The organism is Desulfosarcina variabilis str. Montpellier (assembly GCF_048565275.1).
GTDB classification, from domain to species: Bacteria; Desulfobacterota; Desulfobacteria; order Desulfobacterales; family Desulfosarcinaceae; genus Desulfosarcina; species Desulfosarcina variabilis.
Window position 1 is genome coordinate 2,631,750 of record NZ_CP159846.1, and the last position, 15,067, is coordinate 2,646,816.

12 protein-coding genes and 1 pseudogene are annotated in these 15,067 nt (G+C 50.8%); 5 read left to right on the plus strand and 8 right to left on the minus strand.

What is annotated here, in order from left to right:
* From brxC to Dvar_RS11865, 4 genes are read right to left on the minus strand one after another with little or no spacing between them, the layout of a single operon-like run.
* Positions 1–3,606 carry a BREX system P-loop protein BrxC gene (gene brxC / locus Dvar_RS11850; protein WP_419661910.1) on the minus strand — a complete coding sequence of 1,202 codons (3,606 nt, stop codon included), beginning with the start codon at positions 3,604–3,606 and terminating at the stop codon, positions 1–3.
* Positions 3,607–3,608: 2 nt separating this feature from the next.
* A complete protein-coding gene (locus tag Dvar_RS11855) occupies positions 3,609–4,187 on the minus strand; it encodes a BREX protein BrxB domain-containing protein (RefSeq protein ID WP_419661911.1) in 579 nt (192 codons plus the stop codon).
* Positions 4,162–4,956, minus strand: coding sequence for a BrxA family protein (locus tag Dvar_RS11860; protein WP_419661912.1), 795 nt, complete (start codon positions 4,954–4,956; stop codon positions 4,162–4,164). The genes Dvar_RS11855 and Dvar_RS11860 overlap by 26 nt, the downstream gene beginning before the upstream one ends.
* Complete coding sequence (locus Dvar_RS11865) at positions 4,956–5,471, minus strand: BrxE family protein (RefSeq protein WP_419661913.1); 516 nt, start codon at positions 5,469–5,471, stop codon at positions 4,956–4,958. Before Dvar_RS11865 ends, Dvar_RS11860 begins: the two co-directional genes overlap by 1 nt.
* A gap of 497 nt (positions 5,472–5,968) precedes the next feature.
* Here Dvar_RS11865 and Dvar_RS11870 point away from each other — a divergent pair, with 497 nt between their 5' ends.
* The 4 genes and pseudogenes from Dvar_RS11870 (at position 5,969) to Dvar_RS11885 (ending at position 10,442) form a co-directional block, all read left to right on the plus strand.
* Positions 5,969–6,205, plus strand: a complete 237-nt coding sequence (locus Dvar_RS11870) for a DNA polymerase beta superfamily protein (protein ID WP_419661914.1) — start codon at positions 5,969–5,971, stop codon at positions 6,203–6,205.
* Between the two features lie 17 nt (positions 6,206–6,222).
* Positions 6,223–6,831, plus strand: coding sequence for a DNA polymerase beta superfamily protein (locus Dvar_RS11875; RefSeq protein WP_419661915.1), 609 nt, complete (start codon positions 6,223–6,225; stop codon positions 6,829–6,831).
* 731 nt (positions 6,832–7,562) lie between these two features.
* Positions 7,563–9,458, plus strand: a pseudogene (locus Dvar_RS11880) (TonB-dependent receptor).
* A 69-nt stretch (positions 9,459–9,527) separates the two neighbouring features.
* A complete protein-coding gene (locus Dvar_RS11885) occupies positions 9,528–10,442 on the plus strand; it encodes an SAM-dependent methyltransferase (RefSeq protein ID WP_419661916.1) in 915 nt (304 codons plus the stop codon).
* A 132-nt stretch (positions 10,443–10,574) separates the two neighbouring features.
* On the opposite strand, the gene Dvar_RS11890 is transcribed toward Dvar_RS11885, so the two are convergent.
* Positions 10,575–11,453 carry a methylenetetrahydrofolate reductase gene (locus tag Dvar_RS11890; protein ID WP_419661917.1) on the minus strand — a complete coding sequence of 293 codons (879 nt, stop codon included), beginning with the start codon at positions 11,451–11,453 and terminating at the stop codon, positions 10,575–10,577.
* 257 nt (positions 11,454–11,710) lie between these two features.
* Here Dvar_RS11890 and Dvar_RS11895 point away from each other — a divergent pair, with 257 nt between their 5' ends.
* The gene (locus tag Dvar_RS11895) at positions 11,711–12,304 is read left to right on the plus strand and encodes an NAD(P)/FAD-dependent oxidoreductase (RefSeq protein ID WP_419661918.1); all 594 of its coding nucleotides are present in this window, start codon (positions 11,711–11,713) and stop codon (positions 12,302–12,304) included.
* A gap of 13 nt (positions 12,305–12,317) precedes the next feature.
* On the opposite strand, the gene Dvar_RS11900 is transcribed toward Dvar_RS11895, so the two are convergent.
* The 3 genes from Dvar_RS11900 to Dvar_RS11910 form a co-directional block, all read right to left on the minus strand.
* Positions 12,318–12,506, minus strand: coding sequence for a CooT family nickel-binding protein (locus Dvar_RS11900; RefSeq protein WP_419661919.1), 189 nt, complete (start codon positions 12,504–12,506; stop codon positions 12,318–12,320).
* Complete coding sequence (locus Dvar_RS11905) at positions 12,499–12,933, minus strand: DUF3842 family protein (RefSeq protein WP_419661920.1); 435 nt, start codon at positions 12,931–12,933, stop codon at positions 12,499–12,501. The genes Dvar_RS11900 and Dvar_RS11905 overlap by 8 nt, the downstream gene beginning before the upstream one ends.
* A gap of 206 nt (positions 12,934–13,139) precedes the next feature.
* The gene (locus tag Dvar_RS11910; RefSeq protein ID WP_419661921.1) at positions 13,140–14,969 is read right to left on the minus strand and encodes an ATP-binding protein; all 1,830 of its coding nucleotides are present in this window, start codon (positions 14,967–14,969) and stop codon (positions 13,140–13,142) included.
* Positions 14,970–15,067 lie beyond the last annotated feature (98 nt).

The window sequence follows — 15,067 nt, forward strand, 5'->3', positions numbered from 1 at the left end:
TTACCGCCAGGTGATTTTGATGGATTTGCCCTGATCCAGGGACGTTTTAAGGGCTTCCAGTTGCCGGATCAGATCGTCGAGGGTATCGGCCGATTGGATGATGGTCGGCGCGTCCAGGGTTACATCGATGACCTCGGTTTCATTATCGCCGTCGTCTTCATCGCCCTTTTCCCGGGCGAGGGTTTGGATCTCTTTTATCAGGCGGGCGATCTCATTCGAAAAATAGAAACTATCGTTGAGCAGCTTCTGGATACCGTTGAGATTGGCGTCGGCCGTGACAGCAAGTTTGTCGATTTCACCGGCCAGGCGGGTTTTGTCCTCAGTGCCCAACCGCGCCCACTCGGGCATGTTTGGAATTTTGGCTTTTTCCTTTTCCAGGTTCAAGGTGCATTCGGCAATGAACTTTTCGGCGGCCTTTTCCACCTGACCGTTAATGTCTGCAATGCTGTTCTGCATATCGGCCATGTGGTTAAAAAAGTCTTCGCGAGCGATTTGTCCCTCCAATTCCATGCGCTGGGATTCGGTCACATTGACCAGTTCACCAGGCGTGCCGGTTGCGGGCAGTTTGGGGATTTCGGTAAGTAGCTCTCGGGCTTTTTTCACTACATCGCCAATACCGTTGTCAAAGGCCTTCTTTACTTCCCGTGCCCAGCAGAGATCATTGTATAACGGGCAATTCTCTCCGCCAAGACGGTTGGCGGCATCCGATGCATCGCCTTTGAGAATTTCGGCCAGATTGTCCTGGATGCTCTGAGCGCGGTCGCAACCCAGAAGCTTTAAATTTTCGAGCTGCACGGCCAAGGGAGCATAGTGTTGCTGGTAATCCGGAAAGTGGCGCATGACGCACTTGCTGATCTCTTCCTCAAGGGGCATTACCTCGTCGCCGGTCAGCTTCAGCAGGCGGTCGCGGGATCGCAGGAGGTTGTCCGGGTCCACCGGGGCATCACGCAGGGCAATGCCGATTTTGTTAAACCCGTTGGTGTTTTTAAGGCTGTTGATGGCCGTATCGCCCCGAACGGTGACGTCTTCACCGCTGATGCGCAGTTTGATCAGGCCGGCCACCAGCATTGCCGCTACAATGTAACGGGTGGTATCCTTGGACCAGCCATAAGGCGGCGCAAAAAAATCGTCCAGCAGCCGGCGGCCTTCCACCTGTCCGTTTTTCTCCAGGTAGTCCCTGACCGAAACGATGGCCCGATGCTGGGTATCGATGGGAGTCTTGCCGCCCTTTTTAACCAGTTCCAAGGGATCATACTTATCGCTGATCTTAGGCAGGTTCTCTGTTTTTAAAAATCGCTCGGCCGTAGCCGATTCGGTTTGCACCGGAGCCTCGGCGTATTTGTCGAACACCTGCGCGGCCACACTCTCCAGGTGTTTTTTAACGGCGCTGACCACATCCGCGCCCATTTCCCCAACCGCACGTGGCTTAGCGCGAAAAATGAACGAACCGGCGGCCAGTGATTTCTTAAGGCGGGACTCAATTTCCTTGTCCAGCTTCTGGGCACGCTGATCCTGAGCGCGCAGGTATTCCTCTACATCCTTGTCCTTCCCCTTGTTGCGGTTTTGGCGAAAAATTTCCCGGCAACGGTAAATATCCACCAGGATATCGTCCAGACCCTTGTCCTCGACGGTCATGAGAAAAACGGTATTGGCATTGGCGCGCTGTTGGGACTCGGTGATACGCTCATCTTTTTTGGCATCGTATGCGCCGGAGGAAACGAATTCGATGTGGGTCTGAATCGGTTCCTTATCTCCGGCCAGGGCAACCGGCATGGCGCCGGAATAGACTTTGAAACCGGTACTCACCGCCCGGGTACCATTGAGACGCACAGACGGTGCGGGCTTGAATATCTCCTTTAAGGCAGTATTGAAAATATTGCGGGTGTCGGCGATGCGCGGCTGGATTTTCAGACGCTCGTTTTCAAGATCGAGGACCGCCTCGCTCATGAAACGCAGGCTGCCGTCCACTTCGTTTAGAGGAATGGCAGGATCGGCAAGCAGTTCATCCACGGCCTTGCTCACATCATCGTGCAGGGCTGCGGCATCCGCCGCCGGGTGCATCAAGGCGGCCACATTTTCCCGGCTGACCGGAAAATCATCCAAAATCTGGAGCACGGCCACCGATTTGGCAATGCCGCTGTGCAGGGTGCCCGCCCCAAACACGGTTTCCGCCTTGTCCACGCCATTGATGATGTGGGGAAAAGGCCTTGCAATATCCGTCCGCAGGGTATCGAACAAGGTTACTGCCGTAGCCAGGGTGCCAACTTCGGTGTCAGCAAGGAGGGTGGCGCCTTTGCGGACCTTGCCCGGATCCACCAATACATCCTGGATCACCTTGATGGCCGACCGCAACCCCACGCCGCCGCGTGTCTTGGCCAGGCGGGCGAGAAGCTGCAGCAGAATATCGAAATGGTGGGGAAGAAATGGGTAGAATTTGAAAAAGCTCTCCTTATCCAGATCCGATTTATAGTACTTGGTATTTTTCAGTTCCGTGGCATAGCGTAACTGTGATCCGTAGCGGTCGAAAAGTGCCTTGAGTTCCGTTTCGCCCTGGGATGATTTTCCCAGCAAACGCGTGTAGCAGATCTCTTTGATGTCACTGGCTTCCAGATCGATGGTGACCGGGAAACGGTCTTTCAGTTTGAACAGCTTGGCCGTGTTGGTGGCGGCGCGGGGGTCGTCTTCGGTTAAGGTTTGTTGGGCCGTAGAGATCAGCCAGCAGTGGCCCTTGCCGAGATTTTTGATGTTCTTGGCCAGTCCGTCCAGGTTGAGGATCAGGTCATCGCGGGCCGCCACGTACTGGCCCACCTCATCGAGAATGAAAATGATGTTTTTCGTGCCCGCTTTGCGTTCGACCAGATTGAGCATTTGGCTGACCCGGTCGTCTTCCTTGAGTTGCTCTTCGATTCGGATCTGGTTGAATGTTTTGCTGTCCGGAAAAAGGTCGGGGTAGAATTCCGAGGCCACTCGGGACGCCAGGGCTTTGATTACCAATGGCCGATTTTTGATCTCATGCCAGGTTTTGCCCTTGGAAAGCTCGGCAATACGCGATTGAAAATCCTCCAGGCGGCCCTCTTTTTCCAGCATGAACTCCAGGTAGGCAATTTTGGCATCGCGGGAATAGCCGGCCCATTGCATGACCTTGTGGTACAGGACCGTGGTTATTTCGGCCATGGTGGCGCCGGCCAGTTGCTCGCTGGCCAGATCGAGCATGATCACCGCCGCCGGAAAGCGTTTGGCGGCCGTCGCCATGCGCTGGCGCAGCGGTCCGGAGGTGAACTGGTTCTGGAGCCAATTCAAAAAAGGCTTGCCATCGATTTGGCGGGATGGGTCGAGGGCGAATCCCAGGTATTTTGTGAAGGAACTTTTACCGGAGCCGTAAAACCCGGACACCCAGACGCCAGCCTCGATCTCACCGCCGCCGCTCATGCCTTCTTCCAGCCGGTCAAGCATGCGATCAAAGTGGTTTTCGATGCTCTCCGTGGCGACATATTCCTGAATCTCGCGTTTGAGTAGTTCTTCGTTGGTGGCCTCGTAAGTGATGACTTTTTCAATGCGGCGATCGATGGGTTTGGACGCGTCGAACAATTCACGAATGGCAGCCATGACTAAAACCCTCCTATGTGCGTGGAGCGGTAGTTTCCATCCTCCGGATAAATGCCTAAAAAGCTCAGCGTGGTTCTGCCGGCGCGGACACCGGGATAAAGAATGACCGTGGGCACGGTAAACCGGCCCTGAAGTTGCTGCTCGATGGTCCCCACCCGCAGATAGGGGTGCAGGGCTTCCAGATCGGTCACGAACAAAATCGCATCGGCCTGGCCGGCAAGACCCTGCAGGGTTTCATCGAGCATCTTTTTCAAGGCATCATCAGCGGTGAGAACATCGGCCAGGGTGGTGTTGATTTCCTGGAATTCAAGGGGTGCTTCGGCCTCGACATCCAGCCAAACCTCCCTTAGATCATCATTTTGAAAAAGCTGATGGATGGCTTGGGCCATGGAAAAGGTATGTACTTTCCAGTTTTCCAGTTCCAGCTTGGCCCGCCACTGTTTCATGCGCTGTTTGACGGTGAGTATTTTCTGCGGATGGAACACCAGGTAAAAGACCGGGTCATCGCCGGCAACATCGAAACGGCGCCCCTGCTTGAGCCGTTGGCGCAACTCATCAAAGTCCTGCTGTAGCGATTCCACTGAGCGCCTCCTCCATTGTTTTGTATTTCCAACTGATCCGCACCAAGTCACCTGAAAACTGCGGGATGAAATGCCCGTTGGCCACCCGTTCCAGAACATTACGTACATCCATGGGCTCAAGGCCGAATAAGCCCCAATCCTCATGCTCCAATAAGGCGTTATCACTAAAGCCAGAAGAGTGGATCTCATGGGCAAGGTAAAGGGTGGTCAGGGGAGAAATACTGACGGGCAGGATTTCACGTCTGCCAGCACGATCGTCACCGGCGAACTGAAAGTCTGTCAAACAGCCAGTCAGATAGCGAGCGGCTCTGAGCATCATGGTGTCCGACCAACGTGGTGCGATTACCCCATTGTTCGCGGCACGTTCTAAAAAATCAAGGGCATCCTGACGCCTGATGATGCTCTCACCGGCTATGTATTTATCCCAATAAGCTTGGCATATGAAATCGTGCAGCACATCATGGACACGTGCGGTGTGGATCAGAAAAATCTGTCCCATCATTTTGCCGGACACGCCCAAGTCCATCAACTGCTTCAAATAGATGGCCGGTTTATCCTGATCTTGCAGGTAACGTTTGGCAAAAACCCGGCCGACGATATCCTTTACCCGGATGGATGTCGCCCTTCCAATAACTCCATCTTGAACCGCTGCGGCCTTTAGTTCAACCACACTCATACCCGGCGTCCAAAGCTGGAGCAGAGCCAGTGTTTCAGCGATCATGCCCTGTCCCTTGGACAGTTCGGTTGTATATTTCTTTTGATCTGACATTAATTGGCCTTGAAATATGGAAAACACATTTTCTGGTTCTGGAATGCTTCGTAATAATGAACGGCAAGCTCCTGGATAGCGGTATCCTGCAACATGTTTTTGGAATCACCAACCTGGACCGGACCTTCGGGGGCACCAACTGAGTTTGTTACCATGGATTTAAGTGCATCTAAAGCTGTTTCCCCGGACTCAATCAAAGCCATACGGTCGCTGTTGTCCTCGGAAAACATTAACCGATGAAGGTCCTCCTCCATGTCGTTGGGAAAACGGAATAAATGAAAAACACCGCCTTTTCCAATACGCTCATCGTGAACCCGCCTGGCGGCTTCTGTGACCGAATTACATCCGGCGGCAAAGGCCGTGCGAGGAAAATTGATTTCAAGAAACTGCAGGCCGGTTTTGCTCAGAAAGTTGGTATCCCACCAGTTATGTTGCTTTTTCTCGCCAAGATATCCGACTAACAGTCTAAGAAGATTCAGGTTGCTCAAGATTTCTGATTTCTTTTCGCCAGCCATTAATAACCGTTCTCCAATTCTACCTTTGTTAACTTATCCTTTTCGTAAAGAATGGCATAGTGACCTGAAATATTTAAATTTGATGTATTTGTTGAGGATCCGGTGGGTCACCATGAAATGAGACTTACCCCAAAATAGTTTTAGGTGTGAGGAGCCTGACTGTCAATATTTTTGAAACATTTCAGCATATTTATCTGGATAAGGCCATATTGCAGATTGAAAGCAAGTGGTTTTAGTCTGTTGTCGGTTATCGTTGCACTCAACCCGACCTACGATATCCACCATAATCCATTTTATACGCCATACAATATATTGTGTTTATGTTGCCATTGACGCACAATTTTCGGTACACTATACATTCGTGCTGGAAAATTAATTTTTAGCTTCCTATTTTCCAAACGCGAGCCTTTTTGTAAGGAACTGATCGCGCCTTTGCACCGACGCGGGCGGGATGATCCGGCACATAAAATCGAAACGAAGCTGAAGGAGGCTCCATAATGTTCGAAGGCATGATGGGGGAGAAGGACATGGACCTAATCGTTAAAATGAAATTCGGATCGCACCTTTACGGCACGGCCACCGATGCTTCGGACATCGATTATAAAGGTATATACCTGCCTTCCAGACGGGACATTTTGCTCAACCGTGTGCAAAAATGTTACAATTTCACCACCGGCGGCGACCAGAAAAAAAACAGTCCCGATGATATCGATGAAGAGATCTATTCTACGTAAATAGGCCCGAGTGGTATATGACCATCGGCAATAAGAAAGACGTGATCGAACTGCCGGTCGATGAGGTTCTCGATATCAACGGCTGGGATCTGAAAAAGGCGCTGCAGTTGATGAAAAAATCCAGTGTGCCACTGATGGAATGGCTGTCCTCACCGATTCAATACCGCACCTTGCCCCATTTGCTTCAATATCTGACTGTGTTATCCCAACGGGCGTTCATGCCTGAAACGGCGTGCCACCATTATCTTTCCATGGCCAGAAAATATGCGAAGGCATTGGATAATGACAAAAAAGCAAAACTGAAAACCATCATGTATGCGGTCCGTGCCCTTTTGTGTTGCGAATGGATCATCCGGCACCGTTCACACCCGCCCATGCATATTTCGGATGTATTTACCGGCATTGAAGTGGCGCCGAGGTTCAAAGATGAGGTAAACACATTGATCGGCATTAAGCGAAAGCACCCAGAGACATACAAGGCGGCCCGACCGGAAGCGATCGATCGCTATATCAGTGAAAAAATCGCCATGCTGCCCGAAAAGATTCCCAAAAACCCGGAGCGGCCAAGCCTGGATGTTTTCGATGATGTGTTCTTGAGCATCGTCACCAAATCTTTTTCCGCATAGATAGTGCTCACCCATAAATGGCCAATGTGTCCGATATCCTTGTTCAACGGATCGAGTAAAAACATGCCCGGTTACCCATGATCCGGACAGGTTTGGCTATTGACAGGCGATATCCAAGGTGTTACTGAAGCGAGCAAATACTTAAATAGTGGCGGCCGAAGCCGCCCGATTTGCATAAATAATTCAGTCTGTTCGTAAATTTTGGCCACGAAGGCATTCGCCCATGAATGGGGGTGATGGTTTCGTGGCTTTTTTTTGCGCGAATGTTGCGCAAGGGCAGGGTATAAGAACATCAATCCCGATGGTTTACTCGCATTGGGGCAAGGAAGGAGGTGGACAAGAAAGTCTATAACAATAGTGGTGGGGGAGGAAGCAGACTCCGGCAAGAGTATTGATGCTTCCTCCCCCCAAGGAAGTCCCTCGGGATCGAGGGGATGCTTCAATATTGATCATACTACCGCGCCATCCCTTCGTCAACGGGACCCTTTGGGGGTATCCGGATACCAATTTCCGAGGTCAATCGCTAACTGCATTGAATCAGACATCTATTTCCAAAAAGGACAGCGAACATGAAGATCGTTAAGTTCGGCCTTTCGGGCTGGATTGGTCTTTTCTTACTCTTTTGCATCGCACCGTTGGGTTTTGCTCAGGTGGAGGAAAAAAGCGAGGAAGAAAAGGTCTACCGGCTGGACAAGGTTATTGTAAGGGATCATCCCTTAAAGGATGAATCCATGGTCGTGACACCGCAGGCCACGATCATCAACGTGGATGAGTTCAAAAAAGCCGGTAAGGTGGATACCATCCAGGATATTCTGAGTGAAGCCCTTGGCATCAACGTGCTTTCCTCGTCTGTGACGCCGGCGCAAAATGAGGGTGTTTATATTAGAGGGATGGACCAGTCCCGGTACCAGGTATTTATGGATGGCCGTCCCATCAGGCTTCACGGAAGTCATGGATATTTCAAACTCGACTGGACGAGCATTCCGCTTGATATCGTGGATACCATCGAGGTTGTCCGTGGCAGTCATTCGCTCTTGTTCCCCTTTTCCATGGGTGGGGCGGTCAATCTGATTACCAAGAAAGGTAAACAGACCCGCGATCTCAGGCCCAGTGGGTCGGCCAAGATGGGCTTTGGTGCTTTTGGAAACCAAAGCTACAGCGCCAGTGTCAATGGTGGCATGCTGGATCATATCGGATACGCCATCGCCGCGGCGCACCGGGAGGGCGACGGGTATCTGCGGGGTAACGACTATGATACGGACAACATCAACGGTCGCCTGACGCTTTATTTACCCACTGATGGGATGATCAGCTACGGCATCGACCATGTGGATACGGTTACCGGATATGCCGTGATCAATGATCCCGATGATCCGGCGTCTGGCTATGACCCGGACTATCCGGTGGTCAAGGCCGGGGATGTGGACACGTTCAGTCATGACTATGAGGGCACCTGTTATGCCGGCGGGGCCAATCAATGGGAACGCACGGTCAACGACCAGAGTCTGCTCCTCGAGCAGCCCTTGCCCATTGGGCAATTGCGGGGGCAGGTCTACCAGCAGTTGTCCAAGCGGGACCGATACCGGCATAATGTCGATGGCACGGACAGTTCCAATTACAAGGAAGAATTTACCGGCGGGGTCGCCATGGATTATTTGGATTTCAATGCTTTTGAAGCCCATTATTTATCCATTGGTGGCGATTATCGTAATCAGGGCACGCCATCCAATAAGGATTTTTACGCCATTACCGCACTATATGCCCAGGATGTATGGGACATCAACCCGGATACGAGCCTGACCTTCGGGACGCGCTGGTATAAATTCCAAAGCGATGCCTATGAATTGGGGGATACCTCAAAACCCACCACACGCGTGGAAAGGGAGTGGTGCCCGAAGGCACGGCTGGATTATAACTGGAACGAGACAATCTCCCTTTATGCCGCCGTCAGCCGCGAAATGCGCATGCCTTGAATTTGAGATCTCTGGAGATGGGCCCGGGCTGGGTCCGAAGAAGAATACTTGAAGGCAAATCCGGAATTCAAAACCGAAACATCATGGACATATGAAATTGGAGGCATCAAAAGGCTCTGGCAAGACACGAAGTTCAGGGCTGCATTTTTTTACTCGGATATCAGCGACTATCAGCAGCACAATTACATCAGCGGTGAGGCATCGAGTCTGGTGTACAACATCGATATGCTCGTATACGGGGTGGAGGCGGAGCTGTCGCGAAGTTTCCGGCAGGATTTGAGTGGCTATCTGGCCTACACCTATCAGGACTGGAATGCCGACAACCATCCCATGGATACCGAAAACACCCATTATTTGCTGCAAGCCCAGCCGCGTAACAAGGTGGTTTTGGGGCTTGACTACAAACTCTGGGAAGATGGGGTGGTCAATCTCAATGCCAAGTATATCGGCGATCGATACAACAAACAGCACGAAATCATGCATGATGTGATTGTTGTCAACGTGGGTGCCCAGCACACCTTCTGGCTGCCAAAGGATTGTCAGTTGGTCCTGAAAGGCTATGTCAACAATGTCACCAACCAGCAATATCAACTGCGCTATGGCTATGACATGCCCGGCACCAATGCCGGCATCGAAATGACCCTGAAGTATTAACCCCGAACCGTGGGGAGCGGCCATGATCTGGCCGGATCCCCACGGTTTTTACTATTGAGGTGGCTAGAAATGAGAATGTATCACCGACTACCCTTGCAAGGGGGCCTCTGTGCGTTGGCCGTTTGTTTTATCGTGCTTTTGTTTTCTCCTTTGGCCGGTGCCCATGTGGATGGCAAACAGGGCAAATGTTACGTGATTGGTGCCGGACCGGCAGGTCCTGAGCATGCCACGGGCAAGGCCATCGACATCATGCAAAAGGCCGACGTTATTTTTTGCTCCGATGAGGTCTCGAAACGATTTTCAACCTATTTAAAAGGCAAAACCATACTCGGCGATCCGTGGCGGGGAAATTTTAAATACAGCTGGCGCGATGTCCAAAAACTCGGGCCAGAAGAAAAAAAGCTTTACGAGGAAGAGAGAATCCGGTTTTGGGATCAAACCGCTGCGCGCATAAGAAATGAAGTCGGCCAGGGAAAAATCGTGGCCGTAATCGATAGCGGTGATCCTTGCGTATTCGGTCCATCGCACCGGGTGATCGAGGGGCTAAGAGAAGATGAAGTGGAAATTATCCCCGGCTTGGGATGCTTTCAAGCCTCGATGGCCGCGCTTAAAAAATCCTCCATTCCGGCCTATGACACACGGTTTGTCATGCTCACCGCGCCGATGTTTTTATTTGGCAGGCCCGAAGACGAGGCCATTTTAAAAGATTTGTCCAAGTACCCGGTGACCATGGCGTTTTATATGGCGCTGAATTATGCCGACAGCTTGGTTGGCAAATTGAAGGCCTATTACCCCAACGACCTTCCTGTGGCGGTTGTTTATAATGCGGGTTTTGCTGAAAAGGAGAAAGTGGTCAAAGGCACCCTGGAGACGATTCTGGCAAAAATCAAAGCCGAGAAAGAAAGCTGGCTGGGCATGATCATTGTCGGCCGCTGTCTTGAGGGGCAGCCCCAGCGGGGGATGGTCAAACTGTTAGCACAATAAAGCGAAGCGACGCGTATGCGTGGCCATGCGATAATCGCCACGCATACGTATCCCATGGTTGACGAACCAACCAACCAACCAACAAACAAACCAACAAAAAAACTAACTAACTAACTAACTAACTAACTAACTCTACAGCAGCTTTTCCTCACGCAGACGATTGACAATCGCCGTGGTGGACCGGCTACGATCCATGGTGTAAAAATGCAGGGTCGAAAAGCCGTTTTTGATCAATCCGCGGCACTGCTCAACGGCAAAATCGACACCAAAATCAAGCACAGCATCCTTATCCTCAGGGTCCAGTTGATCCAGGCCGCGTTTCATATCATCGGTGATGGTGGTCCCGCAGACTTTGGACAGCATATTGGTCATTTTTACGGTGTAGACCGGCATGATTCCAGGAATGATCGGAATCGTTATACCGGCGGCTTGGCATTTTTCTACATATTTGAAAAACACATCATTGTCATAACAGTACTGGGTAACGGCATATTCAGCGCCATTGTCCTGTTTGAGCTTGAGATAGTCGATGTCCTTTTCAAGACTTTCGGCCTGAATGTGGCCTTCGGGATAGCCGGCGCAGCCCAAACAGAAATCATAATCTTTTTTAATGAAGGCGATGATATCCGAGGCATGCGCAAAACTCTCCGGGTGCGGTTTGAAATTCGGGTCCTGGGGCTGATCCCCGCGGATGACAAAAATCGTCTCCACGCCAAGCGCCTTATAATTGTCCAGCACCTGGGTTATTTCATCCGGTGCGAGGCCGAATCCGGCAAGATAGGCTACGGTGGGGATCTTTTTGTCTTCCACCAATTGCTTTACCGTTTGATAGGACCCTTCCCGGGTCGATCCACCGGCACCGAAGGTAACCGACATGTAATCCGGCGCCAAGGTGGCAAGATTGTCGACCACCTTGCCAAAGGTCTGCGCGGCTTTTTCATTCCTGGGCGGAAAATATTCAAAAGAAATGATTGGTTTTTTGTCTCTGGCATATAATTTCCCAACATGCATAATAAATTCCCCTTTCTTTTTCATGTTTCAAAAGGCGCTATAAAAAGCATGGTCTGTGCCATTGTCAGCGACACGGTCCTTTTTCCAAGAACTATCTGAAAGTATACTATTTTAATTGCCGGGTCCGTTTGGTTTGACGAATCATGGGTTGCGGTAATGCAAATGCACTTGCAAAGATGGTTGCTGTTTTGCGCCTTTTGGGAGCGAAAAGAAGGATTCAGTTCTTGATTTTTTCAGGAGAATCTGAAAGTTGCTGCTTGGGTAAAAGTAGGGCACTGGCGAGCATCTTCATCCTTGTCGCCAGTGGCCAGCCTTTTGTTAACCGACATGTGTTTTTCGACAAGGTGATGGGGCCGCTGCTTGATCCGGAGATTGCCTACCATGTCCACAATGAGTTCGCTGCAAACGGCATTGCGCTCAAGCTTTCCGAGCGGGTCGTGAAAATAGACGGCGATGACCGTGGTAACGTGACCCGTGTGATCACCGACAAGGCAGAGTATCCCGCGGACATGGTCCTGATTGCCGTTGGGGTTCGTCCCAACATCCAAATGGCCCGGGACATGGGCCTTGAGATTGGAGAAACCGGGGCGATCAAGGTCGATGATCGCATGCGCACATCCGATCCGGATATTTATGCCGGGGGGGATTGTGTTGAAAACATCAGCCGGATTACCAGTAAGCCGATCTATGCGGCCATGGACAACATCATCACAACGGCCAACATCGCCGAAAACAAACTCAACGGGCTGGGAAAATCCTATGCCCCCATGGAGGTCAAGGCCAATCTCGATAACAATGATGATTTTATCCGCTTACCGCCTCACCTGGCCGCCCTTGGCAGGATGAGATAGATAAATTGGTTTGTCATTCCTCGAATAAAATCCGATGGTCCACCAGATTCATCCGTTTGATCCGGCCTTTTACCGTCATCTGGTCACCGAAAATCCCGACCAATCGAAATGTGCCGTCCGCTTCGGGCTCCACTACGTCAACGGATTTCATGAGCAAAATTTCCTCACCGTTTTTTACCAAATAGGCATTGGCTTCACACATGATCAATAACCTCCTTTAAACGCTTTTCCACCAATTGTTGGACTAAATGAGGTAAGGGTTCCGCCATCACTCCCATGATTTCCGCATTTTCCTGAAACAATGGCAGCAGGAACTTGGTGGCCGCACAGGACATTACCGCTTCGGCAATTTTAGGGGTGACTTCTCCAAGCATTGCATTGGCCCATGAAATGGACAATGGGCCGACAATACATTGTGCACCCTTAACCGTGTGACAAATGGCATTTTCTCCGGATGCACCCTTGTTGGCACCGGCCCGCAACATCTGGGAGGTGGCGATGGCATTGGTCCCCAGGGCGATGAGTTCAATCTTTTCGCCATAAGCAGATTTGATATATTTGATTACCGTGGCACCGATGCCACCTCCCTGGCCATCGATCACACAAATTTTTTTTTTCAAAAAAACCATCACTTTTTTGGGACCCTTTTGTCTAACTGGAAACAAAAAAGGCCACGATAAAACCGCGCAATGGTAGGTCATGGCGGTGCCTTCGTGGCCTAAAATAACAACCGAGTATATTATGGGAAACAATGGCGGGCCTTCTTGGCCCTGCATTTCGATTGCTGATTTATACCGAAGGGAATGATTCCCGTCAAGTCCATTCAAGTCACTTGTCAAAGGGTGCCGTGTTTCAACTCCGGACTTGGCGGAAATACCATTTTAAAGGTCGTTCCGATATCTTTTTGGGATTCGAACACCAATCGGCCGCCCGATGCGCGTAAAAACTTATTGACCATGGGAAGGCCCAGCCCGCTTCCATTGGTGCCTTTCGTGGTAAAAAAGAGATCAAAAATTTTGGGTTGTTTGTCTGCATCAATGCCACATCCATTATCCTCAACGGCGACCACTAAATGCATGTTTTTTTCAAGCGCGGTGCGGATCCGGATTTCTCCATCCGGCTGATCCCCAATGGCGTCAATGGCATTGACAATCAGATTGATCAGGGCCCGTTGAAATTCCTTACTGTCAATGGTCCAAGAGGGAAGATCGGGGGCCAGGTCGAACACCAGCTTGATTCCATTGGCCTGGGTTTGCGGGATAATGGCTGCTGTATTGTCTTCAATGGCCCGGTTGATGTCCATGGGGGTGGGGGACGAGTCCTGTTCACGGGCATAATCAAGCATTTCCATTGACAGGGCATTGACCCGGGAAAGGCCTTTTTCGATAATTTGCCAGCATTTTTCGACTTTTTGATCTTTAATCCGGTCCAGATGTATCTTCATCAAATCAACGGCGTTCTGGTTCATCATGGTCAGATTTTTAATGTTATGCGCCAGATTGGATATGGTCAGCCCAATGGCCGCCATACGTTCATTACGGATGGCGGTTTGTTGCAGCTGCATGTTGACAATGGTCAGGGCCAGTTCATGGGCAATGGCAGCTGTGAAAGCGACATCGTCTTGGGTGAGCTGGGCCACCGGATTGGCCGAGTCAACGTACAGGACACCGATGACTTTGTTTTTGAAGATAATCGGGACGCAAATGATGGCGTTATAGCGAGTGGTCCGGATGCTGTGAGAATCTTTCAGGCGGGCATCATCCAACACGTTTTGAGTCATCAGGGCAATTTTTTCTGATAACACCCAACCTAAAAGGGTCCGACTGATTTGGAGCTGGGCGTCCTGATCCTGATTGTTGCTTTTGCGATACGCGGCCAACTTCAGTTGCCCCTCATGACCGGTGCGTAGCATGATGGCCGTGCGATCCGCATCGGCAATCGCCTCCAGAATCAGATCCAAGCCTTCGTTTAGGATTTTATTTGTGTTTCGATTTCCCCTCATCCGTTCGCTTAACTGGTAGAGCAATGACAATCGTTGGTGCGCTTGCATCAAACCACTGGTGGGGGCAGTTCCGTCTGCCACATGATCCGGATGCGCTTGAGCTGTTTCCTGAAAACCCCTACTGCCGGATGACGATGCTTCACCTTCTCTCTGATCGGATGGGACCGCATCCGTTAGGGTACGCCCCTCCTCCTTTGGATAAAGGGCTAGACGGGCCCGATCCGCTGCGCAGGCGTAAAGGCTGCCGGGATCGATTTCATCACCACTGAGCGTAATGGTGCTGGTTGCATTCTGAATACAGTCGAGCTGTTTTCCTTTTTTGTTGGCCGATTGTTCTAAAAACAGGAAACACTGATCCCCAAAGGCAATCAGGTCATGATGATGAAGCCTGCTGACCGTGATTTTTTCATCATTGATGAATGTCCCGTTGCGTGAATCCCTATCCTTTACATAATAACTGCCTTCACGGAAGATGATCGTGGCATGTCGGCGGGAAACGGACGTTGATGAAATAACAATGGTATTGCGGGGGGACCGTCCAATGGTCGTTTTAAGCGGGGATATGGCGATGGGTTGAGATGGCGATACAATGGGGTGGGGGAGCAGAAAAGCCGCTGTAAACGGGTCGCTGTCAAGTGTTGACGTATTGCCTTCTATAGTCATCTTCCCATTATTTTCTGATAGATGTAAGGTCGCTGGAATTGGCTATGCTATCGGCATTTTTTCACCAAACATTATCGTGTTTAACGGCAACGTTAATA